Here is a 23,928-nt window from a genome sequence, read left to right as displayed (position 1 = left end):
TTGCAACCAGGTGGGGCGATGAAAGAAGAGATATGCAGTATGCCTGCTGCACCCCTATGCAGTGAAACCATGAAACCGACAGCGATGCCGCGTAGCCTGGTGTTGCTGTTTGCCATCGCCAGTGGGCTGAGTGTGGCGAATGTTTATTACGCGCAACCGCTGCTCGACATGCTGGCACGGGACTTCGCCATCAGTCAGGCTGCGGTGGGCGGTGTGGTCACCGCCACGCAGGTGGGCTGTGCGCTGGCATTACTGCTGCTGGTGCCGTTGGGGGATATTGTGGAGCGACGGCGCCTGATGTTGTTGCAACTGCTGGCACTGATTGCTGCGCTTGGTATCGTTGTGATGGCGCAATCTGCCTGGGTTTTGCTGGTGGGCATGCTGGCGACGGGGTTGCTCGGCACGGCGATGACGCAGGGGCTTATCGCCTGTGCGGCCAGTGCTGCCGATGTTCAGGAGCGTGGGCGGGTGGTCGGCGCGGCCCAGAGCGGTGTTTTTATCGGTTTGCTGCTGGCGCGTGTCTTTGCCGGTGTGGTGAGCGATCTGGCGGGATGGCGCGCAGTATATGGCGTTTCTGCGTTAATGATGCTGGTACTGCTGCCGCTGCTCTGGAGACAACTACCGCGCTTTGGTGTGCATCCCGAATCCGTCAGTGCGAGACAACTGCTGTTCTCGATGCTGACATTACTCTGTACCGATCGCGTATTGCAAATTCGCGGCGTGCTGGCGTTGTTAATGTTTGCCGCCTTTACGATTTTCTGGAGTGCGATGGTGCTCCCGCTAAGTGCGCCTCCCTATGGTTTTTCGCATACGGTGATTGGGCTGTTTGCGCTTGCCGGTGTGGCGGGAGCCCTTGCCGCGACCCGAGCCGGGCGCGATGCCGACCGCGGTCATGGGCAGCGCACCAGTTTTTATGCGCTGATGCTGCTATCACTGGCATGGTGGCCCCTGTCACAGCTTGAGCATTCCCTGGCACTGTTATTGGTAGGGATTGTGCTGCTGGATTTGGGTGGGCAGGCGCTGCATGTTACCAATCAGAGCATGATTTTGCGCACGTCAGCGGCACACGGGCGGCTGATTGCCCTCTATATGCTGTTCTACGCCACGGGAAGTGGGGTAGGGGCTATCGCGACCACTGCGGTATTTGCTCACTATGGCTGGCAGGGGGTCTGTTTATTAGGGGCGACGGTAAGTTTACTGGCGCTGATGATATGGGCGTTAACGCGGCATCTGATGCCAGATGAGAATTAAGACAACAGGGGTAATAAGATGAACGAACGGGAACTGCTGGCTGAGGCTGATGCGCGCGGCTTACGTTATCTGGAGGGGAACAGCACGCGACGCGTTTTTCCTGATGCTGATGCTATCGCCGCGCTAAGCGCGTTTGATGAACCGCTACCGCAGGCAGGGGAATCGGCTGAGCAGACGCTGGCCCTGTTGGATGATATCGGTTCACCTGCGACTACAGCATCGAACGGGCCGGGTTATTTTGGTTTCGTGGTGGGGGCGACATTGCCTTCCGCCTCAGCGGCTGAGCGGTTAATGGTCGCCTGGGATCAGTGCGCGTCGTCGTTTCTGAACTCACCGGTAGCCGACACGGTGGAACGTGTTGCGGGCCGCTGGGTGCTGGAAGCGCTGGACTTGCCGCGTGAAAGCGCCGTTGGTTTTGGCACCAGCGCAACGGCATGTACCTTAGCCGCTCTGGCGGCAGCGCGCCGTGAGCTGCTGGCACGTGAAGGCTGGGATATCGACAACGACGGGTTGCCCGGCGCGCCGGAAATCAAAGTGGTGGTCTCTGAGTTGGTTCACATCACGGTGAAAAAGGCGCTGCGTATTCTGGGGTTCGGCATGTCGCGACTGATTATTGCGCCAGTAGACGCGTTCGGGCGTGTTGATGTGCAGCAACTGCCGCCGCTTGATGCCCGTACCATACTTTGCCTGCAGGCAGGGGAGGTGAATACAGGTGAGTTTGATCCTTTCGCGCAGATTATCCCACGGGCCCACGCGGCAGGGGCATGGGTCCATGTTGACGGCGCCTTTGGTCTCTGGGCTCGCGCGTCATCACAGGCGGCGCTGACACAGGGCATTGAACTGGCTGACAGTTGGACCACCGATGCTCATAAGTGGCTCAACACGCCTTATGATTGCGCGATGGTCATTTGTCGCGATCCTCAGGTTCTGGCCGGGGCGATGAACAGCGATGCAGTCTACATGAGCGCAAGTGCCGATGCGCAGAAGAATCTGACGCTGGAGTTTTCTCGTCGCCCACGAGGAATCCCGGTCTGGGCCGCGCTGCGCGTGCTGGGGCGTGAAGGGGTACGCGAGATGGTCGACAGACACTGCATGCTGGCTCGCGTCATCAGCGAGGGGCTGAAACAGCTTGGGTTTGAGGTGCTGAACCGTGTGGTGATTAATCAGGTACTGTTTCGTTGCGGAAGTGACGCGCAAACGGAGGCCGTACTGGCTGCGGCACAAGCCTCGGGTAAAACCTGGTTTGGCACTACCCGCTGGCAGGGAAGGCCAGCGCTACGTATTAGTGTTTCATCCTGGCGCACACAGCGGCAGGATGTGGATGCGCTTCTGGAATTGTTGGGACAAATTAATGCGGAAAGCCAACAATCATAACCTTGAGGAATGTTAATAAGCCGTTCCTGTTAGATTTTTACTTAAGGCTGCGTAACACTGCGCGGCCTTTTTTATTGAATAGTAACCTTGTGGTGTTAAATATTTTTTTCTGAAAGTGAAATTATTGTGAAATAAATGAGGGGGGAATAACATCACCTCTTTTTACCTGAGCGATCGGACCTTTTTTGCAAGCCGCAATGCACACCCAGGATTAAACGTTAAATAAGCGGGTAATTATTTCTCTTTCGCGACCGTTTGATAACGGTTGTCTGCGTTAAGATATACATATTGTTAACACCTTTTTTACTAAAAGGATGTCGTGTCTACAAAATTAACAGAAAGTGATGAAATTGATTTAAATCAATATTTAAAAGCTTGGAAAAGGCATCAAAAATAGTTAAATTGTCGCCGATCAAATTGGCTTAAAACTGCTAAATTCAGTATAAATTGATCACTGTCGAAAAACGTAAAACAAACACAATAAAAACCTTTTTATTGTAAGGGGTTTGCGGAGTAATATATTCGAGAGATCAATTTGGGTTTTTTATTAACGTAGTTGTAACTTTTTTGAATCAGCATCAACGTTATTGCTGATGATGATTTAAAAGTGCAACAACTTTTGTATTGGGGCATGCGCGTAAACCTTCGCTGACGAGGTTTACTCTCGGAGTCTTCATGCGATGAGCAAGGAGTCATGATGTTAGATATAGTCGAACTGTCACGTTTGCAGTTTGCCTTGACCGCGATGTACCACTTCCTTTTTGTGCCACTGACGCTCGGTATGGCGTTCTTGCTGGCCATTATGGAAACGGTCTACGTCCTCTCCGGCAAACAGATTTATAAAGATATGACCAAGTTCTGGGGCAAGTTGTTTGGTATCAACTTTGCACTGGGCGTGGCCACTGGTTTGACCATGGAGTTCCAGTTCGGGACTAACTGGTCTTACTATTCTCACTACGTTGGGGACATCTTCGGTGCGCCACTGGCCATTGAAGGTTTGATGGCCTTCTTCCTCGAGTCCACTTTTGTAGGTCTGTTTTTCTTCGGTTGGGATCGTCTGGGCAAAGTACAGCATATGGCAGTGACCTGGCTGGTCGCGCTGGGCTCCAACTTGTCCGCGTTGTGGATCCTTGTGGCAAACGGCTGGATGCAAAACCCGGTTGCTGCAGATTTCAACTTCGAAACCATGCGTATGGAAATGGTCAGCTTCGCCGAACTGGTACTCAACCCGGTTGCTCAGGTGAAATTTGTCCATACCGTGGCCTCTGGCTATACCTGTGGTGCTATCTTCATCCTCGGTATCAGCTCTTACTATCTGCTGCGCGGTCGTGACATCGCGTTCGCGAAACGCTCCTTTGCTATCGCAGCGAGCTTCGGTATGGCTGCTGTACTGTCCGTTATCGTACTGGGTGATGAATCTGGTTACGAAATGGGTGACGTGCAGAAAACCAAACTGGCGGCCATCGAAGCAGAGTGGGAAACCCAACCTGCACCGGCAGCGTTTACCCTGTTTGGTATTCCGGACCAGGATGCGCAGAAAAACCATATGTCCATCCAGATCCCTTACGCGCTGGGCATCATCGCTACCCGTTCTGTCGACACGCCGGTTATCGGCCTGAAAGACCTGATGGTGCAGCATGAAGAGCGTATCCGTAACGGTATGAAGGCATATCACCTGCTTGAGCAACTGCGTTCCGGTTCGAAAGACCCGTCCGTACGCGATGAGTTCAACAACGTGAAGAAAGACCTGGGTTACGGCTTGCTGCTCAAACGCTATACGCCGAATGTGGCGGATGCGACCGAAGCGCAGATTAAACAGGCAACGCAGGACTCCATTCCACGTGTGGCGCCGCTGTACTTCGCCTTCCGTATTATGGTGGCGTGTGGCGTGCTGATGCTGTTCATCATCGCCGTGTCGTTCTGGACCGTTTGCCGTAACCGCATCGGCGAGAAAAAATGGCTGCTGCGTGCTGCGCTGTATGGCATCCCGCTGCCGTGGATTGCTATCGAATCCGGCTGGTTTGTGGCGGAGTACGGTCGTCAACCGTGGGCTATCGGTGAAATGCTGCCGACCGCCGTGGCGAACTCGACCCTGACCGCAGGCGACCTGCTGTTCTCGATGATCCTGATTTGCGGTCTGTATACCCTGTTCCTGGTGGCTGAAATGTTCTTGATGTTCAAGTTCGCACGCCTGGGCCCAAGCAGCCTGAAAACTGGCCGCTATCATTACGAGCAGTCCACTGTGGCTTCTCAGCCGGCACGCTAAGACAGGAGTCGTCAAATGATCGATTATGAAGTATTACGTTTTATCTGGTGGCTGCTGGTTGGCATTCTGCTGATCGGTTTCGCCGTCACCGACGGCTTCGACATGGGGGTGGGCATGCTCACCCGTTTCCTGGGTCGTAGCGATACCGAACGCCGTGTGATGATTAACTCCATCGCACCACACTGGGACGGTAACCAGGTATGGCTGATCACCGCGGGTGGTGCATTGTTCGCTGCCTGGCCAATGGTCTATGCCGCCGCGTTCTCCGGTTTCTATGTGGCGATGATCCTGGTGCTGGCTTCTCTGTTCTTCCGTCCGGTAGGTTTTGACTATCGCTCTAAGATCGAAGAGAGCCGCTGGCGCAACATGTGGGACTGGGGCATTTTCATCGGTAGCTTTGTGCCGCCGCTGGTCATTGGTGTTGCCTTTGGTAACCTGCTGCAGGGCGTACCGTTCAGCGTCGATGAATATCTGCGTCTGACCTACACCGGGAACTTCTTCCAGTTGCTTAACCCGTTTGGTCTGCTGGCCGGTGTGGTAAGCGTGGCGATGATCATCACCCAGGGCGCAACCTATCTGCAAATGCGTACGGTGGGTGAACTGCATCTGCGTGCACGTACTACTTCGCAGGTTGCTGCACTGGTTACTACGATCTGCTTCGTGCTGGCCGGGGTGTGGGTGGTCTACGGTATTGATGGTTATGTTGTGACTTCCGCCATGGATCACCATGCTGCTTCCAACCCGCTGAATAAAGAAGTGGCGCGTCAGGCCGGTGCCTGGCTGGCAAACTTCAATAACATCCCGTCATTGTGGGCGATTCCTGCACTTGGTGTGGTGTTGCCGCTGCTGACGGTGCTGACTTCGCGTGCGGAAAAAGGCGCACTGGCGTTCGTGTTCTCTTCACTGACGCTGGCCTGCATTATCCTGACTGCGGGTATCGCGATGTTCCCGTTCATCATGCCGTCAAGCATTATGATGAACGCCAGTCTGACCATGTGGGATGCTACCTCCAGTCAGATGACCCTGAACCTGATGACCTTTGTGGCGCTGGTCTTCGTACCGATCATCCTGATTTACACCGCCTGGTGTTACTGGAAAATGTTCGGTCGTATTACGAAAGAAGACATCGAAAGCAACACCCACTCTCTGTACTAAGTAAGGAGCTGATAATGTGGTATTTCGCATGGATTTTAGGAACGCTTCTTGCCTGTGCTTTTGGAGTGATTACGGCGCTGGCATTTGAACACGTGGAAGCGCTGAAAGCCGGTAAGCAAGAAGAGCATTGATGAACGAGATTATCGCGAAACTTTATGCGGTAATGGATAAGCGCCCGTTAAGGGCGCTTTCCTTAATTATGGCATTAGTGCTGGCAGGCTGTATCTTTTGGGATCCCTCGCGCTTCGCGGCAAAGACCAGCGACCTGGAAATCTGGCATGGCTTTCTGCTGATGTGGGCCGTCTGCGCTGGTGTGATTCATGGAGTAGGATTCCGTCCCCGCGCGATACACTGGCAAGGCATTTTTTGCCCGCTGATCGCAGACCTGGTAATGCTGGCAGGTTTGATTTTCTTCTTCTTTTGAATAAGAAATCTCCGCTTATGATATGGGCTTGCAAAAGCCCATATATTTTTACTCTCCGTTTACTTCTACCCATTCCAAACCATCTTCCCCGCGCGTATAGTAGCGAAGTTTAAAAGCTCTAACTTGAGGTTGAGTCCTGCCATTGTTCATCAGCACCATCCGCGAACCATGACAGGACACAATTTAATTGCATTACCGGGATGTAAAGTGAATACAACGCTGTTTCGATGGCCGGTTCGTGTCTATTACGAAGATACCGACGCCGGTGGTGTGGTTTACCACGCCAGCTACGTGGCTTTTTATGAACGAGCACGCACTGAGATGCTGCGCCACCATCACTTTAGCCAGCAAGTCTTGCTGGCCGAGCGCGTCGCATTCGTGGTACGCAAGCTCACGCTGGAGTATTTTGCGCCCGCCAGACTCGACGATATGCTCGAAGTCCAAACGGAAATTACATCAATGCGCGGGACCTCTCTGGTCTTCACGCAGCGGATCGTCAACGCAGAGAATACAGTTCTGAACGAAGCTGAGGTACTGATTGTCTGTGTTGATCCACTCTTAATGAAGCCTCGTGCGCTTCCCAAGTCTATTGTCGCGGAGTTTAAGCAGTGACTGACATGAACATCCTTGATTTGTTCCTGAAGGCTAGCCTTCTGGTCAAACTTATCATGTTGATTTTGATTGGTTTTTCAATCGCATCCTGGGCCATCATCATCCAGCGAACGCGCATTCTCAACGCAGCCGGTCGTGAAGCGGAAGCCTTTGAAGACAAGTTCTGGTCGGGCATTGAACTGTCGCGTCTGTACCAGGAAAGCCAGGGGCGTCGTGATAACCTGACGGGTTCGGAACAAATCTTCTACAGCGGGTTCAAAGAGTTTGCGCGTTTACACCGTGCCAACAGCCATGCGCCGGAAGCGATTGTCGAAGGGGCATCCAGGGCGATGCGCATTTCGATGAACCGCGAGCTGGAAAACCTGGAAACGCATATTCCTTTCCTCGGTACCGTCGGCTCCATCAGCCCGTATATTGGTCTGTTTGGTACGGTGTGGGGGATCATGCACGCCTTTATCGCACTGGGTGCGGTGAAGCAGGCAACCTTACAGATGGTTGCGCCGGGTATCGCCGAAGCGTTGATCGCCACCGCAATCGGCCTGTTCGCAGCGATTCCGGCGGTAATGGCTTACAACCGCCTGAACCAGCGCGTGAACAAACTGGAGCTGAACTACGACAACTTTATGGAAGAGTTCACGGCTATTCTGCATCGTCAGGCGTTTACCAGCACCGAGAGCAACAAGGGGTAAACCATGGCCAGAACGCGTGGACGGGGCAGCCGTAACAGTCGTGGCCTCAAATCCGAAATCAATATTGTTCCGCTGCTGGACGTGCTGCTGGTGCTGTTGCTGATCTTTATGGCAACCGCACCGATCATCACCCAGAGCGTGGAGGTTGACCTGCCGGATGCGACAGAGTCGAAAACCGTCAGCACCAATGACGATCCTCCGGTCATTATTGAGGTTTCCGGTGTCGGACAATACAGCGTGGTGGTGGAAAAAGATCGCATGGATCAGCTACCGCCAGAGCAAGTGATTGCAGAAGCGCAGCGTCGCCTGCAATCAAATCCGAAAACCGTTTTCTTGATCGGTGGCGCAAAAGAAGTGCCTTACGATGAAATCATTAAAGCGCTAAACCTGTTACACAGCGCGGGTGTTAAATCGGTTGGCTTGATGACGCAGCCTATCTGATCACCGGCTTAACAGGCGGCAGTTTTTGGGAACCGAGAGTGTCAAAGGCAACCGAACAAAACGACAAACTTAAACGAGCGATAATCATTTCGGCGGTGTTGCATGTGATTCTGGTTGCACTGCTGATCTGGAGTTCGTTTGATGAAAATATTGATGCTTCTGCGGGTGGCGGCGGCGGTTCTTCTATTGATGCGGTAATGGTCGATCCCGGTGCCGTTGTCCAGAATTACAACCGTCAGCAGCAGCAACAGGCCAGCGCAAAGCGTGCGCAAGAGCAACGTGACAAGCAGGCCCAGCAGCAGGCAGAAGAACTGCGTGAAAAACAGGCTGCCGAGCAGGAGCGCTTAAAACAGCTTGAGCAGGAACGTTTGCAGGCGCAAGAAGCTGCCCGTGAGCAGGCCGCAGAACAGAAAAAAGCAGAAGACGCCGCGAAGAAAGCGCAGGAAGCGCAAAAACAGGCGGAAGAAGCTGCAGCAAAAGCCGCTGCTGATGCAAAAGCGAAAGCGGATGCACAGGCAAAAGAAGCCGCGGAAGCCGCGAAGAAAGCGGCGGCCGATGCACAGAAAAAAGCAGAAGCCGATGCAGCTAAAGCGGCGGCTGATGCGAAGAAAAAAGCCGAAGCTGAAGCGGCCAAAGCTGCAGCCGATGCTCAGAAGAAAGCCGAAGCCGAAGCCGCGAAGAAAGCTCAGCAGGATGCTGAGAAGAAAGCGGCTGCGGACGCTGCGAAAAAAGCCGCAGCAGAGAAGGCCGCCGCTGAAAAAGCCGCGGCTGCCGAGAAGGCAGCGGCAGAGAAAGCCGCCGCTGAAAAAGCCGCTGCTGCTGAGAAGGCCGCTGCAGATAAGAAAGCCGCTGCTGAGAAGGCTGCTGCCGACAAGAAAGCCGCTGCCGAGAAAGCTGCTGCAGCCAAGAAAGCGGCTGCAGAGAAAGCGGCTGCCGCGTCAGGCGTTGACGATCTGCTGGGCGACCTGAGTTCCGGTAAGAATGCGCCGAAAACAGGTGGTGGTGCAAAAGGGGCTAATGCCGCCGCCGCCGGGAGTGGTAACACGAAAAATAATGGTGCGTCCGGGGCTGATATCAGCAACTATGCGGGTATGATCAAATCGGCCATTGAGAGCAAGTTTTATATGGATCCGTCCTTTACTGGCAAGGTTTGTACGTTACGTATAAAACTTGGCCCTGATGGTACGCTGAAAGACATTCAGTCTGAAGGTGGGGATCCTGCGCTTTGTCAGGCTGCACTGGCAGCGGCACGCCAGGCAAAAATTCCTAAGCCACCAAGCCAGGCGGTTTACGAAGTGTTTAAAAATGCGCCACTGGACTTTAAACCTTAGTAACGTTTTTCTCATGTAAAAGAGAAAATACGAGCTAAGTTGTACCAGTGTGTGAAGTAGTTTTGTCTATTTGAGTTTGTTAACATTCTGCTAAATTATCGCGGGTTTTCCGCCCGGATAAGGGAGATGAGATGAAGCAGGCATTACGTGTAGCGTTTGGTTTTCTGATGCTGTGGGCAGCGGTGCTGCACGCAGAAGTACGTATCGAGATCACCCAGGGGGTGGACTCGGCACGCCCAATCGGTGTTGTGCCCTTCCAGTGGGCAGGCCCTGGCGGCGCGCCAGAGGATATCGGCAATATCGTGGCGTCGGATCTGCGTAACAGCGGTAAATTCAATCCTCTGGATCGTTCTCGTCTGCCTCAGCAGCCGGCGACGGCCCAGGAAGTTCAGCCCGCAGCATGGTCTGCGCTGGGTATTGATGCCGTCGTTGTGGGCCAGGTCAGCCCGAACCCGGATGGCACCTATAAAGTGGCTTACCAGTTGGTCGACACCGGCGGTGCGCCGGGTACCGTACTGGCACAGAACTCCTTCAACGTCAGCAAACAGTGGCTGCGCTATGGCGCGCACACTGCCAGTGACGATGTGTTCCAGAAACTGACCGGCATTAAAGGTGCATTCCGCACCCGTATCGCGTATGTCGTGCAGAGCAGTGGCGGCCAGTTCCCGTACGAACTGCGCGTCTCTGACTACGATGGTTTCAACACTGCCGTTGTTCACCGCTCTTCGCAGCCGCTGATGTCTCCGGCGTGGTCGCCAGATGCCTCTAAACTGGCGTATGTGACCTTCGAAAGTGGTCGTTCTGCGCTGGTGATTCAGGATCTGTCCAGCACCGCAATTCGTCAGGTTGCGTCTTTCCCGCGTCACAACGGTGCGCCGGCGTTCTCTCCGGATGGTTCTAAAATTGCCTTTGCGCTGTCAAAAACCGGTAGCCTGAACATCTATGTGATGGATCTGGGGTCTGGTCAAATCCGTCAGGTCACCGACGGTCGCAGCAACAACACTGAACCCACCTGGTTCCCGGATAGCCAGAATCTGGCGTTTACTTCCGACCAGGCAGGTCGTCCACAGGTTTATAAAATTAACGTTAACGGCGGCGCAGCGCAGCGTATCACCTGGCAGGGTTCACAAAACCAGGATGCTGACGTAAGTTCTGACGGTAAGTTTATGGTAATGGTGAGCTCCGATGGCGGTCAGCAGCACATTGCCAAGCAGGATCTGGTAGCGGGTGGCGTGCAGGTTTTATCGTCAACGTTCCTGGATGAATCGCCGAGTCTGGCACCTAACGGCACGATGGTAATCTACAGCTCTTCTCAGGGGATGGGATCCGTGCTGAATCTGGTTTCTACAGATGGGCGTTTCAAAGCGCGTATTCCGGCGTCTGATGGACAGGTGAAATCCCCTGCCTGGTCGCCGTATCTGTCTAAATAATAATTGGTAATTAAAGGAATTAACGAAATGCAACTGAACAAAGTGCTGAAAGGCCTGATGCTGGTTCTGCCGATCATGGCAATCGCGGCCTGTTCTTCTAAAAAAGCAACCAACGACCAGAATGGCGAAGGTATGCTGGGTGCGGGCACTGGTATGAACGGCAACGGTAACATGTCTTCTGAAGAGCAAGCTCGTCTGCAGATGCAGCAGCTGCAGCAGAACAACATCGTCTACTTCGATCTGGACAAGTATGACATCCGTTCTGATTTCGCTGCGATGCTGGACGCGCACGCTAACTTCCTGCGTAGCAACCCGTCTTACAAAGTCACCGTAGAAGGTCACGCGGACGAACGTGGTACTCCGGAATACAACATCTCCCTGGGCGAACGTCGTGCTAACGCCGTTAAAATGTACCTGCAGGGTAAAGGTGTTACCGCTGACCAGATCTCCATCGTTTCTTACGGTAAAGAAAAACCTGCAGTACTGGGTCATGACGAAGCGGCTTACGCTAAAAACCGTCGTGCCGTACTGGTTTACTAAGAGAATTGCATGAGCAGTAACCTCAGACATCATTTATTGAGTCTGTCGTTACTGGTTGGCATAGCGGCCCCCTGGGCCGCTAATGCTCAAGCGCCAATCAGTAGTGTCGGCTCAGGCTCGGTCGAAGACCGTGTCACTCAACTCGAGCGTATTTCGAATGCTCACAGCCAGCTTTTAACTCAACTCCAGCAACAACTCGCTGATAACCAGGCGGATATTGACACCCTGCGTGGCCAAATTCAGGAAAGTCAGTACCAGCTTAATCAGGTTGTTGAACGTCAGCAGCAAATTCAGCAGCAGATCGGTAGTCTGAGTAACGGCGGTGCGGCAGGTCAAACGCAGCAGGCTTCGGGCGATCAGGGTGGGGCAGCGGCACAGGCAGCGCCTGACGAAGCGGCAACCTCTGGCGCACCGGTACAAAGCGGTGATGCCAATACCGATTACAATGCAGCGATTGCCCTGGTACAGGATAAATCTCGCCAGGATGACGCGATTGCCGCATTCCAGAACTTTGTTAAAAAATACCCTGATTCAACCTATGTTCCGAATGCCAACTATTGGCTGGGGCAGTTGAATTACAACAAGGGTAAAAAGGATGATGCGGCGTTCTATTTTGCCTCCGTGGTGAAAAATTACCCAAAATCACCGAAAGCGCCAGATGCGATGTTTAAAGTCGGCGTGATCATGCAAGACAAAGGTGACACGGCGAAGGCGAAAGCCGTTTACCAGCAGGTGGTCGCGAAGTATCCGGGTACCGAAGGTGCAAAACAGGCACAGAAACGTCTCGGTTCTATGTGATGAATAGCACATGACCAGAAATCGCTTTTTTTCTGGTCTTGTCGCGTGAATCATAAGCAGTCAGGTGATCTTCCTCGAAATTCTTGTTGCGCTGCGTTCTTAAATCAGTAATATATGCCGCCGTTGCCACGGGATATCAAACAAACCAAAAGCAACGCAAAAGTGGGTCGTTAGCTCAGTTGGTAGAGCAGTTGACTTTTAATCAATTGGTCGCAGGTTCGAATCCTGCACGACCCACCAATCTTTCTGGTGGAAAGCGGTAGTTAAACGTGAAGGATAACGTTGCGTCAGCAACGGCCCGTAGGGCGAGGCAAAGCCGAGTCATCCTGCACGACCCACCACTAAGTCAGTATCCAGCGTAGTATCGGGTGATTAGCTCAGCTGGGAGAGCACCTCCCTTACAAGGAGGGGGTCGGCGGTTCGATCCCGTCATCACCCACCACTCGGGTCGTTAGCTCAGTTGGTAGAGCAGTTGACTTTTAATCAATTGGTCGCAGGTTCGAATCCTGCACGACCCACCAATTTAACGCTTTACTCCAGTGTTAAACGTGAAGGATCTCGTTGCGTTAGCGACGGCCGAATGGCGATGCAAAGCCGAGTCATCCTGCACGATCCACAGCTTTATGTGGTTCCGAGTAAAAATCTTTCAGATGACACCCGTATGGGTCGTTAGCTCAGTTGGTAGAGCAGTTGACTTTTAATCAATTGGTCGCAGGTTCGAATCCTGCACGACCCACCAATTCCAAGGTGGTCACTGGTAGAGAACGTGAAGGATAACGTTGCGTCAGCAACGGCCCGTAGGGCGAGGCGAAGCCGAGTCATCCTGCACGACCCACCACTCTGAATGATTAAAGCAGTAAAATCCCGCAAGGGGTCGTTAGCTCAGTTGGTAGAGCAGTTGACTTTTAATCAATTGGTCGCAGGTTCGAATCCTGCACGACCCACCAAATTTTATGTGGCATCCTGTTATCAGGATGTGCAGGATAACGGAGTCGTTTACGACGACGGCCCGAAGGGCGAGCGAAGCGAGTCATCCTGCACGACCCACCAATGTAAAAAAGCGCCCTAAAGGCGCTTTTTTGCTATCTGCGATATAAAAGATTCGAACCTGCAGCAGGTTCGGGTCGAACGCAGTGAGACAACGGAGCCGCCTGCGGCGACGGCCCGAAGGGCGAGGCGAAGCCGAGTCATCCTGCACGACCCACCAATGTAAAAAAGCGCCCTAAAGGCGCTTTTTTGCTATCTGCGATATAAAAGATTCGAACCTGCAGCAGGTTCGAGTCGAACGCAGTGAGGCAACGGAGCCGCCTGCGGCGGCGACCCGGAGGGCGAGGCGAAGCGAGTCATCCTACACGACCCACCAATGTAAAAATGGCGCTGGCGGCGCTTTTTTGCTATCTGCAATGCGCCCATTCATCGCTTTCCCTTGCACTTCATCACCCATCCGTTCATTTCTTGTGACTTTTACCCCTTAATCCGCTATCTTGTTTAGTATATAAAACGCATTCGCCTTACCTTTCCCGCGCTGTCGTAAAAGAAAGGCATTTTGTTAAGCCAGTAAAACGAGTAAGCATGATGAGCGTAATGTTCGATCCGCAAGCCGCAATCTATCCTTTCCCCCCGAAGCCTCTCCCGCTGAGCCGTGATGAAAAAGAATTTTATCGGGAAAAAATCAAACGCCTGTTAAAAGAGCGTGATGCCGTGATGGTTGCGCACTACTACACGGACCCGGAAATTCAGCAACTGGCGGAAGAGACGGGTGGCTGTATTTCTGACTCACTTGAGATGGCGCGCTTTGGAGCCAAACATCCGGCCTCAACGCTGCTGGTCGCGGGCGTGCGCTTTATGGGTGAAACCGCCAAAATCCTCAGTCCCGAAAAAACCATCCTTATGCCGACACTCAACGCCGAGTGTTCGCTGGATTTGGGCTGTCCGATTGAGGAGTTCAGCGCTTTTTGCGATGCGCATCCTGACCGTACCGTTGTGGTGTACGCCAACACCTCAGCGGCAGTGAAAGCCCGTGCTGACTGGGTTGTGACATCCAGTATTGCCGTTGAGTTGATTGAACATCTGGATAGCCTCGGCGAGAAAATCATCTGGGCGCCTGACCGCCATCTCGGCAGCTACGTACAGAAACAAACGGGTGCGGATGTACTGTGCTGGCAAGGGGCCTGCATCGTACATGACGAATTTAAAACACAGGCGCTGACTCGCATGAAGGCGCTTTATCCGGATGCCGCCATCCTGGTGCACCCGGAATCTCCGGACTCTGTGGTCAAACTGGCCGACGCGGTCGGTTCCACCAGCCAGTTGATCAATGCCGCAAAAACACTTCCACATAAGCAACTGATTGTCGCCACTGACCGCGGTATCTTTTATAAAATGCAGCAGGCGGTGCCAGAGAAAGAGTTACTTGAGGCGCCGACCGCCGGGGAGGGAGCAACCTGCCGTAGCTGTGCTCACTGCCCGTGGATGGCAATGAATGGTCTGAAAGCCATTGCCGAAGGGCTGGAGAACGGCGGCGCGGCGCACGAGATCCATGTCGACGCCGCGCTGCGTGAAGGCGCTTTGTTGCCACTGAACCGTATGTTGGATTTTGCGGCTACACTACGTTCTTAATGAGGAAAAATGCGTAGGAATACGCTCTGGGGAAAAGATGGATTTTTTTAGCACACAGAATATCTTGGTACATATCCCGATCGGCGCCGGAGGCTACGATCTTTCATGGATTGAAGCAGTAGGGACGGTGGCGGGACTGTTATGCATCTGGCTCGCCAGCCTGGAAAAAATCAGTAATTACGCATTTGGCTTAATCAACGTAACGCTGTTTGCCATTATCTTCTTCCAGATCCAGCTCTACGCCAGCCTGTTGCTTCAGCTGTTTTTCTTTGCCGCCAATATCTACGGCTGGTACGCCTGGTCGCGGCAAACAACCGCCAACGAGGCAGTTCTGCAAATCCGCTGGTTGCCTTTACCCAAGGCTTTAGCCTGGCTGGTCGTCTGCGCGATTGCTATCGGTTTTATGACCTTCTTTATCGATCCGGTCTTTGCAGTGCTCACTCGCGTGGCGGTCTCGATGATGCAGACGGTGGGGCTGAATGTGGCGATGCCCGAATTGCAGCCAGACGCCTTCCCGTTCTGGGATTCCTGCATGATGGTACTTTCCATCGTCGCCATGGTTTTGATGACGCGGAAATATGTCGAGAACTGGCTGCTGTGGGTCATTATCAATGTCATCAGCGTGGTGATTTTTGCCCTGCAAGGCGTCTGGGCCATGTCGCTGGAATATATGATTCTGACCTTTATCGCACTCAACGGTAGCCGGATGTGGATAAATAGCGCCCGTGAGCGCGGCTCTCACGCGTTCTCGAACTAATGATGGTGTGAATGGCTGTGGTCTGGCTGCGTCTCGCTGAGATGGCAGTCAGGCCCGCTACAGGGCTGGTACTCCATCTGAATGGTGACATGCTCAATCTGATAGTGATGCACCAGAAAATGTTCAATTTGCCGCAGTAGTCCGTCGTGATCGTGTGGTGGAATAACCTGGACATGTAACGTCATCAGCGCTTTTTCTCCCACCAGCCAGACATGCACATGATGTACATCGCGCACTTCGCTAATGGCCCGCCGCAGATGCCGTTTCAGGGCGTTGATATCCAGTGAAGTGGGCGCCCCCTCCAGCAATTCATTGACGCTTTCACGCAAGAGTGCCCACGCGCTGCGTAATACCAGCACCGAGACCAGTATGGAAAGTATCGGGTCGGCGGGTGTCCAGCCGGTAAACATAATGATCAGCGCAGCGGCAATGGCGCCCACGGAGCCCAGCAGATCGCCAAGCACATGCAGGGCTGCCGCCCGGACATTCAAATTCCGTTCTTCATTACCACGATGCAGCAGCCAGAATGCCAGGATATTCGCCAGCAATCCCATGACGGCAATCACCATCATTGTCATACCTGCCACGGGTTGAGGATGGTAGAAGCGCTGAATGGCTTCCCAGACGATAAAAAAAGTAATCAATACAAGCGCAATTGCATTAACAAAGGCAGCCAGCGTGGTCAGACGAAGCCAGCCAAAAGTGCGTCGGGGTCCTGAGGGGCGGTGGGCAAAATGCACTGCCAGCAGGGCAAAAAAGAGTGCAGCAGCATCCGTCAGCATATGCCCGGCATCGGCCAGTAACGCCAGTGAGCCTGAAACCAGTCCCCCCACCACCTCGACCAACATGAACAATGCTGTGACGCTAAAGGCCAGAAGTAATCGCCGCGCATTGGCGTCAGCAGGGAGATGAGAGTGAGAGTGTGAATGCGCCATAATGAGCCGTCCCGTGTAATTGGCGTTAGCAGCGTCTTACATCATTGCAGATCTTTTGCTAATCAGCAGAAAAAATTGAGGAGAGCCGAAGCTCTCCCCATTTTGGCCGCAGACTATTTTTACTGCGTTGTGCCGTCGGTTTTGGTATCTGTGTCATTGTTAATACCGTTACCGGTCTGAACTTTCTTATTGATATCCGGACACTTACCGTCTTTACACTGAGAGTTTTTATGGATCTCATCTTTTGTCATGTGCTGAGTACCGACATGAGAGTTGGTGTGTTTCTCCGTGTTCAGTTTCATGCCTGAAGAATCAGAACCATTTGTTGAGGTATTTGGCGCAAGGTTCTCTTTCGCATCCGGCGCTGTCTGTCCCGCGCTGGCGGCGGCGTTTGCCTGACCATTATTGTTTTGAGAGGTAGAATCCGCAGCGAATGCCGCACCGCTTGCCAGGGTCAGAGTTGTCGTCAAGAAAAGTGTCGCTAATTTATTCATTTTCATCATGATGCTCCTGTTCTGGTCATTGTTTACCGATACGAATCATCGGCCTGACATGCGCGAACGAACTATCACGCTCAGTAGTGAAACATGTTATATACTGCCGACTAAGGCAGAATATAATCTTGAAAAATAAATCAAACTAAGTATTAACACTTAAAAAGTGTAGCGTCGTTATCGCTATTCGCTACTTTCTGACGGTTTTTAGGGGAATTCCAGGAATTTTCTGCCCGCACTGTAAATTCGCGTTTACACTACCTGACTGACAAGTTAGATTGGAGAGATTGCATTCATTAAAATAAGTATGGCAACGCTGGAACGATCATGAATTATCAGAACGACGATTTACGCATTAAAGAGATCAACGAGTTATTACCTCCTGTCGCGCTTCTTGAGAAGTTTCCTGCTACCGAAACTGCGGCCAAAACGGTCTCTCATGCCCGCAAAGCGATTCACAAAATTTTGAAAGGCAATGACGATCGCCTGCTGGTGGTGATTGGCCCGTGCTCTATTCACGATCCGGCTGCGGCCAAGGAGTACGCAGCGCGTCTGCTGACGCTGCGTGAGGAGCTCCAGGGTGAACTGGAGATCGTGATGCGCGTTTACTTTGAAAAACCGCGCACCACCGTCGGCTGGAAAGGGCTCATCAACGATCCGCACATGGATAACAGCTTCCAAATCAACGATGGCCTGCGCATTGCGCGTAAGTTATTGCTGGATATCAATGACAGCGGATTACCGGCTGCCGGTGAATTCCTTGACATGATCACCCCGCAGTACGTTGCCGACCTGATGAGCTGGGGCGCTATTGGCGCGCGTACCACTGAATCCCAAGTTCACCGTGAGCTGGCCTCTGGTCTTTCTTGCCCGGTGGGATTCAAAAACGGCACTGACGGCACCATCAAAGTCGCCATTGACGCGATCAATGCGGCGGGAGCGCCACACTGCTTCCTCTCCGTGACCAAATGGGGTCACTCCGCGATTGTTAACACCAGCGGGAATGGCGACTGCCATATCATTCTGCGCGGTGGTAAAGAGCCAAACTACAGTGCAAAACATGTAGCAGAAGTGAAAGTGGGGCTGGAAAAAGCCGGTCTGCCTGCACAGGTGATGATTGATTTCAGCCATGCGAACTCCAGTAAGCAGTTCAAAAAGCAGATGGAAGTGGGGGCAGATGTCTGTCAGCAGATTGCTGGCGGCGAGAAAGCAATTATCGGCGTGATGATTGAAAGCCACCTGGTGGAAGGCAATCAGAGTCTCGAAAGTGGCGAACCGCTGGTCTATGGCAAGAGCGTGACCGATGCCTGCATTGGCTGGGAAGATACCGACACGGTCCTGCGTCAACTAGCGGCAGCAGTAAAAGCGCGTCGCCAGTAACTACATTTCATCTTTTGGCCTGTCTCTTTGTTGGCTGCATTGTTGGCTGCACTCAGAAACCCCGGTTACAGAGTTATCTATGCTCTCGGGGATTTCTTTCTTTGCCGCCCCGGTACAGCCTCAAATGATGTTGTGTATTGGCGCCACAAAGAAAAAAGCGTGGATTGCTCCACGCTTTTTTTATGCTTTGCGAAAATTACTTCGCTTTACCCTGGTTGGCAACGGCAGCCGCTTTTGCAGCGATCTCGTCGGCGTTCCCCAGGTAGTAATGTTTGATAGGCTTGAAGTTTTCGTCGAACTCGTACACCAGCGGCACACCAGTCGGGATATTCAGTTCGAGGATTTCATCTTCACCCATGTTATCCAGGTATTTCACCAGCGCACGCAGGGAGTTGCCGTGTGCGGCGATGATGACGCGCTCACCGCTTTTCAGGCGCGGCAGAATGGTTTCGTTCCAGTAAGGCACAACGCGTTCGATAGTCAGCGCCAGGCTCTCGGTAGTCGGCAGCTCTTTCTCGGTCAGTTTTGCATAACGCGGATCGTGGCCCGGGAAACGCTCATCATCTTTCGTCAGCTCCGGTGGCGTAACAGCAAAGCCGCGACGCCACTGTTTAACCTGCTCGTCACCGTATTTCTCAGCGGTTTCTGCTTTGTTCAGACCCTGCAGCGCACCGTAGTGACGCTCATTCAGTTTCCAGGATTTCTCTACCGGCAGCCAGGCCTGATCCAGTTCGTCCAGCACATTCCACAGGGTGTGGATGGCACGTTTCAGCACAGAGGTATACGCAAAGTCGAAGCTGAAGCCTTCATCCTTTAGCAGTTTACCTGCTGCTTTGGCTTCGCTAACGCCTTTCTCGGACAGATCAACGTCGTACCAACCGGTGAAGCGGTTTTCATTGTTCCACTGGCTTTCGCCGTGACGAACCAGAACCAGTTTAGTAACAGCCATACACTTACTCCTTCATAAGCCTGATTGAATGATAACAATTCTCATTATATTGCCCTGTAATGACCAGCAGCAACGATTACCCTTAACCATAGCGAAAATAGTGGCCCAGTGTAAGGTGCTTGTGAATTAGTGGTTACCATTTTGTCGATGATTGGCCGATATTTCAGCGAAATGGGCAAAAAAAACCCTCCGCGAGGAGGGTTGGTTATCAGGCGGGAATAAAGTGATATTCCGTCAGGCTGACATATTCATCGCCGGGTTGCAGAATGCAGCTATCGTGAGGATAGTCCGGGCGGTTCGGGCTGTCGGGTAAAAACTCGCTTTCCAGCGCCAGACCCTGCCACGCACTGTAGGCCGTATTGCCGCGTGCGGGTGTCCCTTCAAGGAAATTCCCGGAGTAAAACTGTAGCGCCGGGGCAGAGGTATAAACAGACATTTGCAGCTTATTGTCCGCCGACCAGACGTGTGCGGCTGGCTGACTGGCATCGCCTTTGGCCTGCAGCAAAAACGCATGATCGTAACCTTTTACCACACGCTGATCGTCATCGCTTAAGAAATCCTGTGCCAGCGTTTTCGGCTGGCGGAAATCAAAGCTGGTCTGCGCCACGTTTTTCAGATCGCCCACCGGGATGCCCATGCTGTCGACCGGTAGATAAGCATCCGCCAGCAATTGCAGCCTGTGGCTGCGCACGTCGCTCTGATCGCCGTTAAGGTTGAAGTAGGCGTGGTTGGTCAGATTCACCGGGCAAGGCTTATCCGTGGTCGCGCGATACTCGATAGCGAGGCGGTTATCTTCGCCAAGACGATAAAGCACGCTGGCGTTCACTTTACCAGGAAAACCCTGGTCGCCATCAGGCGAGGTTAATGAAAGCAGCGCTTCACTGTCATTTTGTCGCTCAATCCGCCAGCGGCGCTTATCAAACCCTTCCGGGCCGCCGTGCAACTGGTTTTCACCCTGGCTTGGCACGAGCGTATAAGTTTCCCCGTCGAGGATAAACTGGCTTTTGGCGATACGGTTCGCGTAGCGCCCCACCGATGCGCCCAGAAAGGCGTTCTGGTGGATATAGTGTTCGGGGGTGGCACAACCGAGCAGCGCTTCACGCACTGAACCATCGGAAAGCGAGACCCGTGCCGACAGCAACGTTGCGCCCCAGTCCATGACGGTGACCACCATCCCTGCGCTGTTGCGCAGGGTAATCAGACGGAAGGGCAGTCCATCTGGCGCTGCCCCGGAAGATTCATTTAGCACTGTCCCGCTCCCTGTGAAGGTTTGCACACGTAAAAGGTTTCTTTAATGCCGGTTTTAGCTTCGTACTGTGCCGCAACGGCCTCTTTCACCGCAGGCACCAGCGCTTCCGGCACCAGCGCGACCACGCAGCCGCCAAATCCGCCGCCGGTCATGCGCACGCCGCCTTTATCGCCGATGGTGTTTTTCACGATCTCCACCAGAGTGTCGATGTGCGGTACGGTGATTTCGAAATCATCACGCATGGAGGCATGGGATTCCGCCATCAGGACGCCCATACGCTGCAGGTCGCCTTTTTCCAGCGCGCTGGCGGCTTCCACGGTACGCGCATTCTCGGTCAGCACATGGCGGACGCGGCGGGCAACCACCGGATCCAGTTCGTGCGCGACGGCGTTGAACTGATCGATATTCACGTCACGCAGCGCTTTTTGCTGGAAGAAACGCGCGCCCGTTTCGCACTGCTCACGACGGGTATTGTACTCGCTGCCCACCAGGGTGCGTTTAAAATTACTGTTAATGATGACGATGGAAACGCCCTCCGGCATGGAGACCGCCCTGCTGCCCAGCGAGCGGCAGTCGATCAGCAGCGCGCTGCCTTTTTTACCCAGCGCCGAGATAAGCTGGTCCATAATGCCGCAGTTACAGCCGACAAACTGGTTTTCCGCTTCCTGGCCGTTCAGGGCGATTTGCGTGCCGTCCAGCGGCAGGTGGTACAACTGCTGGAACACGGTGCCGACCGCCACTTCCAGCGAGGCGGACGAGCTCAGGCCCGCGCCCTGCGGCACGTTACCGCTGATCACCAGATCCGCGCCGCCAAAGCTGTTGTCACGCTTTTGCAGATGTTTCACCACGCCACGCACATAGTCTGACCACTGCTGTGAAGGGTGGGTCACAATGGGGGCGTCGAGTGAGAATTCATCCTGCTGGTTGTCGTAATCGGCGGCGATAACGCGCACGGTACGATCCTGACGCGGTGAACAACTGATCACGGTCTGGTAATCGATGGCGCAGGGCAGCACAAACCCGTCGTTATAATCGGTATGTTCGCCGATCAGGTTTACGCGCCCCGGCGCCTGGATGGTATGGGTGGCAGGGTAGCCAAATTTTTCAGCAAACAGGGACTGTGTTTTCTCTTTCAGACTCATGGTTAAACTCCGGATTCGCGGAAATGAATATCGCTGACCGCGCGCAGACGTTCGGCCGCCTGTTCTGCCGTCAGGTCACGCTGCGTCTCAGCCAGCATTTCATAACCGACCATAAACTTACGTACCGTGGCGGAGCGTAATAACGGCGGGTAAAAATGCGCGTGCAACTGCCAGTGGCTCTGATCCTGTTGGGTGAAGGGGGCCCCGTGCCAGCCCATCGAGTAGGGGAAGGAGCACTGAAACAGGTTGTCGTAGCGGCTGGTCAGTTGCTTAAGGGCCAGCGCCAGGTCGCCACGCTGCACGTCGGTTAAGTCGGTGATCCGCAGGATATGCGCTTTGGGTAACAGCAGCGTTTCAAACGGCCAGGCCGCCCAGTAGGGCACCACGGCCAGCCAGTGTTCGGTTTCAACGACGGTGCGGCTGCCGTCCTGGCGCTCGCGTTCAGCGTAATCCACCAGCATGGGGGAGCCGTACTGGCGGAAATAGGCGTTCTGCAGACGGTCTTCGCGTTCGGCTTCATTGGGCAGAAAGCTGTTGGCCCACACCTGGCCATGCGGGTGCGGGTTCGAGCAGCCCATGGCCGCGCCTTTGTTCTCAAAAACCTGAACCCACGGGTAAGTACGGCCCAGATCGGCGGTCTGTTCCTGCCAGGTTTTGACCACCGTTTCCAGCGCGCTCAGGCTCAGTTCCGGCAGGGTTTTGCTGTGATCCGGCGAGAAGCAGATAACGCGGCTGGTGCCGCGCGCGCTCTGGCTGCGCATCAGCGGATCGCTGCTTTGTGGCGCATCCGGCGTGTCGGTCATCAGTGCCGCAAAGTCATTGGTGAAGACATAGGTGCCGGGGTAATCGGGGTTTTTATCGCCGGTGACGCGCGTGTTCCCCGGGCATAAAAAGCAGTCGGGATCGTGGGCCGGCAGGGTCTGTTTCGCCGGGGTTTCCTGAGCCCCCTGCCAGGGGCGTTTGGCGCGGTGCGGCGACACCAGAACCCATTGATCGGTCAGCGGGTTGTAACGGCGATGCGGGTGATCGACCGGATTAAATTGCTGCGTCATGACCCTTCCCTTAATCGCTGTAACCCTGCGGGTGGCGTGATTGCCAGCGCCAGGTATCTTGTGCCATTTCATCGAGCGTACGGGTCACACGCCAGCCCAGTTCATTATCCGCTTTGCTTGCATCTGCCCAGTAGGCAGGCAGATCGCCATCGCGGCGGGGAGCAAAATGGTACGCCACCGGCTTACCGCACGCTTTACTGAATGCGTTAACCACGTCCAGCACACTGCTGCCAACGCCTGCGCCGAGGTTATAAATATGGACGCCTTGCTTGCCCGCCAGTTTTTCCATCGCCACAACGTGCCCGTCGGCTAAATCCATCACATGGATGTAATCGCGAACGCCGGTGCCATCAGGCGTCGGGTAGTCATTACCAAATACCGCCAGAGAGTCGCGACGGCCCACGGCCACCTGGGCAATGTAAGGCATCAGGTTGTTCGGGATACCCTGCGGGTCTTCACCCATATCTCCTGACGGATGAGCGCCCACCGGGTTGAAATAACGCAGCAGCGCAATGCTCCAGTCCGGCTGGGCTTTTTGCAGGTCGGTCAGGATCTGCTCGACCATCAGCTTGCTTTTGCCGTAGGGGCTTTGCGGGGTGCCCGTCGGGAAACTTTCGACATAAGGGATTTGCGGCTGATCGCCATAGACCGTGGCGGAGGAGCTAAAAATGAGGTTTTTGACGTTGGCCGCACGCATGGCATTCACCAGGCGAAGCGTGCCATTGACATTGTTGTCGTAGTACTCCAGCGGTTTGGCTACTGACTCGCCAACGGCTTTTAACCCCGCGAAGTGGATAACCGCTTCGATTGCATGATCGTGCAGGATTTCAGCCAGCAGTGCTTCATCACGAATGTCACCCTGGATAAACAGGGCGGATTTGCCCCCCAGGCGTTCAAGCACCGGCACGACACTGCGTTTGCTGTTACACAGGTTGTCGAGGATGATGACGTCGTGGCCGTTTTGCAGCAGTTGCACACAGGTATGGCTTCCAATGTAACCGCTACCACCTGTAACCAAAACTTTCATATATCACTCCATC

Annotated in this window: 23 protein-coding genes, 5 tRNA genes and 2 other RNA genes; 23 read left to right on the top strand and 7 right to left on the bottom strand. The window is 53.8% G+C overall.

Features of this window, described 5'->3' with window-relative positions; translation table 11 throughout:
- Positions 1 to 84 precede the first annotated feature (84 nt).
- The 22 genes from MRY16398_RS20560 (at position 85) to pnuC (ending at position 15,687) form a co-directional block, all read left to right on the top strand.
- The gene (locus MRY16398_RS20560; RefSeq protein ID WP_125125711.1) at positions 85 to 1,251 is read left to right on the top strand and encodes an MFS transporter; all 1,167 of its coding nucleotides are present in this window, start codon (positions 85 to 87) and stop codon (positions 1,249 to 1,251) included.
- Positions 1,252 to 1,269: 18 nt separating this feature from the next.
- Positions 1,270 to 2,625 carry a pyridoxal phosphate-dependent decarboxylase family protein gene (locus MRY16398_RS20555; RefSeq protein ID WP_110295836.1) on the top strand — a complete coding sequence of 452 codons (1,356 nt, stop codon included), beginning with the start codon at positions 1,270 to 1,272 and terminating at the stop codon, positions 2,623 to 2,625.
- A 697-nt stretch (positions 2,626 to 3,322) separates the two neighbouring features.
- Positions 3,323 to 4,891, top strand: coding sequence for a cytochrome ubiquinol oxidase subunit I (gene cydA / locus MRY16398_RS20550; protein WP_041852073.1), 1,569 nt, complete (start codon positions 3,323 to 3,325; stop codon positions 4,889 to 4,891).
- A 15-nt stretch (positions 4,892 to 4,906) separates the two neighbouring features.
- On the top strand, positions 4,907 to 6,046 hold the full coding sequence (gene cydB, locus MRY16398_RS20545; protein WP_041852072.1) for a cytochrome d ubiquinol oxidase subunit II: 1,140 nt from the start codon (positions 4,907 to 4,909) through the stop codon (positions 6,044 to 6,046).
- 14 nt (positions 6,047 to 6,060) lie between these two features.
- Positions 6,061 to 6,177, top strand: a complete 117-nt coding sequence (gene cydX / locus MRY16398_RS20540) for a cytochrome bd-I oxidase subunit CydX (protein WP_064572420.1) — start codon at positions 6,061 to 6,063, stop codon at positions 6,175 to 6,177.
- The gene (ybgE, locus tag MRY16398_RS20535) at positions 6,177 to 6,470 is read left to right on the top strand and encodes a cyd operon protein YbgE (RefSeq protein WP_041852071.1); all 294 of its coding nucleotides are present in this window, start codon (positions 6,177 to 6,179) and stop codon (positions 6,468 to 6,470) included. Before cydX ends, ybgE begins: the two co-directional genes overlap by 1 nt.
- A gap of 207 nt (positions 6,471 to 6,677) precedes the next feature.
- Entirely contained in the window at positions 6,678 to 7,082 is a 405-nt protein-coding gene (ybgC, locus tag MRY16398_RS20530) for a tol-pal system-associated acyl-CoA thioesterase (RefSeq protein ID WP_041852070.1), read from the top strand.
- Positions 7,079 to 7,771 (top strand): Tol-Pal system protein TolQ, encoded by a 693-nt coding sequence (gene tolQ, locus MRY16398_RS20525; RefSeq protein WP_090081892.1) that lies wholly within the window; start codon positions 7,079 to 7,081, stop codon positions 7,769 to 7,771. Before ybgC ends, tolQ begins: the two co-directional genes overlap by 4 nt.
- A gap of 3 nt (positions 7,772 to 7,774) precedes the next feature.
- Positions 7,775 to 8,212, top strand: a complete 438-nt coding sequence (tolR, locus tag MRY16398_RS20520) for a colicin uptake protein TolR (RefSeq protein WP_041852068.1) — start codon at positions 7,775 to 7,777, stop codon at positions 8,210 to 8,212.
- Between the two features lie 38 nt (positions 8,213 to 8,250).
- Positions 8,251 to 9,543: a cell envelope integrity protein TolA gene (tolA, locus tag MRY16398_RS20515; protein WP_125125093.1), complete on the top strand. Its 1,293-nt coding sequence runs from the start codon at positions 8,251 to 8,253 to the stop codon at positions 9,541 to 9,543.
- Positions 9,544 to 9,674: 131 nt separating this feature from the next.
- Positions 9,675 to 10,973, top strand: coding sequence for a Tol-Pal system beta propeller repeat protein TolB (tolB, locus tag MRY16398_RS20510; RefSeq protein ID WP_041852066.1), 1,299 nt, complete (start codon positions 9,675 to 9,677; stop codon positions 10,971 to 10,973).
- Positions 10,974 to 11,000: 27 nt separating this feature from the next.
- Positions 11,001 to 11,513 (top strand): peptidoglycan-associated lipoprotein Pal, encoded by a 513-nt coding sequence (gene pal, locus MRY16398_RS20505; RefSeq protein ID WP_041852065.1) that lies wholly within the window; start codon positions 11,001 to 11,003, stop codon positions 11,511 to 11,513.
- A gap of 9 nt (positions 11,514 to 11,522) precedes the next feature.
- A complete protein-coding gene (cpoB, locus tag MRY16398_RS20500) occupies positions 11,523 to 12,311 on the top strand; it encodes a cell division protein CpoB (RefSeq protein ID WP_041852064.1) in 789 nt (262 codons plus the stop codon).
- Positions 12,312 to 12,475: 164 nt separating this feature from the next.
- Positions 12,476 to 12,551 (top strand) — tRNA-Lys (locus MRY16398_RS20495).
- 126 nt (positions 12,552 to 12,677) lie between these two features.
- A tRNA-Val gene (locus tag MRY16398_RS20490) sits at positions 12,678 to 12,753 on the top strand.
- 3 nt (positions 12,754 to 12,756) lie between these two features.
- Positions 12,757 to 12,832 (top strand) — tRNA-Lys (locus tag MRY16398_RS20485).
- A 142-nt stretch (positions 12,833 to 12,974) separates the two neighbouring features.
- Positions 12,975 to 13,050, top strand: a tRNA-Lys gene (locus tag MRY16398_RS20480).
- Positions 13,051 to 13,182: 132 nt separating this feature from the next.
- Positions 13,183 to 13,258, top strand: a tRNA-Lys gene (locus MRY16398_RS20475).
- Positions 13,259 to 13,390: 132 nt separating this feature from the next.
- Positions 13,391 to 13,518: non-coding RNA, RtT sRNA (locus tag MRY16398_RS20470), on the top strand.
- 29 nt (positions 13,519 to 13,547) lie between these two features.
- Positions 13,548 to 13,674, top strand: a non-coding RNA gene (locus tag MRY16398_RS20465) — RtT sRNA.
- 212 nt (positions 13,675 to 13,886) lie between these two features.
- The gene (gene nadA, locus MRY16398_RS20460; protein WP_041852063.1) at positions 13,887 to 14,930 is read left to right on the top strand and encodes a quinolinate synthase NadA; all 1,044 of its coding nucleotides are present in this window, start codon (positions 13,887 to 13,889) and stop codon (positions 14,928 to 14,930) included.
- A 37-nt stretch (positions 14,931 to 14,967) separates the two neighbouring features.
- Positions 14,968 to 15,687: a nicotinamide riboside transporter PnuC gene (gene pnuC / locus MRY16398_RS20455; RefSeq protein WP_125125092.1), complete on the top strand. Its 720-nt coding sequence runs from the start codon at positions 14,968 to 14,970 to the stop codon at positions 15,685 to 15,687.
- Here the strand turns inward: pnuC and zitB are convergent.
- The gene (gene zitB / locus MRY16398_RS20450) at positions 15,684 to 16,622 is read right to left on the bottom strand and encodes a CDF family zinc transporter ZitB (RefSeq protein ID WP_041852061.1); all 939 of its coding nucleotides are present in this window, start codon (positions 16,620 to 16,622) and stop codon (positions 15,684 to 15,686) included. The genes pnuC and zitB overlap by 4 nt on opposite strands.
- A 119-nt stretch (positions 16,623 to 16,741) precedes the next feature.
- Positions 16,742 to 17,122 (bottom strand): protein YbgS, encoded by a 381-nt coding sequence (locus tag MRY16398_RS20445; protein WP_041852060.1) that lies wholly within the window; start codon positions 17,120 to 17,122, stop codon positions 16,742 to 16,744.
- A 321-nt stretch (positions 17,123 to 17,443) separates the two neighbouring features.
- Here MRY16398_RS20445 and aroG point away from each other — a divergent pair, with 321 nt between their 5' ends.
- The gene (gene aroG / locus MRY16398_RS20440; RefSeq protein ID WP_041852059.1) at positions 17,444 to 18,496 is read left to right on the top strand and encodes a 3-deoxy-7-phosphoheptulonate synthase AroG; all 1,053 of its coding nucleotides are present in this window, start codon (positions 17,444 to 17,446) and stop codon (positions 18,494 to 18,496) included.
- Between the two features lie 196 nt (positions 18,497 to 18,692).
- On the opposite strand, the gene gpmA is transcribed toward aroG, so the two are convergent.
- The 5 genes from gpmA to galE all read right to left on the bottom strand — a co-directional run bounded on the left by gpmA (position 18,693) and on the right by galE (position 23,915).
- Positions 18,693 to 19,445 (bottom strand): 2,3-diphosphoglycerate-dependent phosphoglycerate mutase, encoded by a 753-nt coding sequence (gene gpmA, locus MRY16398_RS20435; protein ID WP_041852058.1) that lies wholly within the window; start codon positions 19,443 to 19,445, stop codon positions 18,693 to 18,695.
- Positions 19,446 to 19,653: 208 nt separating this feature from the next.
- Positions 19,654 to 20,694: a galactose-1-epimerase gene (gene galM, locus MRY16398_RS20430; RefSeq protein WP_125125091.1), complete on the bottom strand. Its 1,041-nt coding sequence runs from the start codon at positions 20,692 to 20,694 to the stop codon at positions 19,654 to 19,656.
- Positions 20,688 to 21,836, bottom strand: a complete 1,149-nt coding sequence (gene galK / locus MRY16398_RS20425; protein ID WP_041852056.1) for a galactokinase — start codon at positions 21,834 to 21,836, stop codon at positions 20,688 to 20,690. Before galK ends, galM begins: the two co-directional genes overlap by 7 nt.
- Positions 21,837 to 21,838: 2 nt before the next feature.
- Entirely contained in the window at positions 21,839 to 22,888 is a 1,050-nt protein-coding gene (gene galT, locus MRY16398_RS20420; RefSeq protein WP_125125090.1) for a galactose-1-phosphate uridylyltransferase, read from the bottom strand.
- 10 nt (positions 22,889 to 22,898) lie between these two features.
- On the bottom strand, positions 22,899 to 23,915 hold the full coding sequence (gene galE, locus MRY16398_RS20415) for a UDP-glucose 4-epimerase GalE (RefSeq protein ID WP_071195580.1): 1,017 nt from the start codon (positions 23,913 to 23,915) through the stop codon (positions 22,899 to 22,901).
- Positions 23,916 to 23,928: the final 13 nt, after the last annotated feature.

The sequence above is a fragment of the Phytobacter sp. MRY16-398 genome, from assembly GCF_003925915.1.
GTDB lineage: Bacteria > Pseudomonadota > Gammaproteobacteria > Enterobacterales > Enterobacteriaceae > Phytobacter > Phytobacter diazotrophicus.
This window is presented reverse-complemented; position numbering and strand designations above follow the sequence as displayed.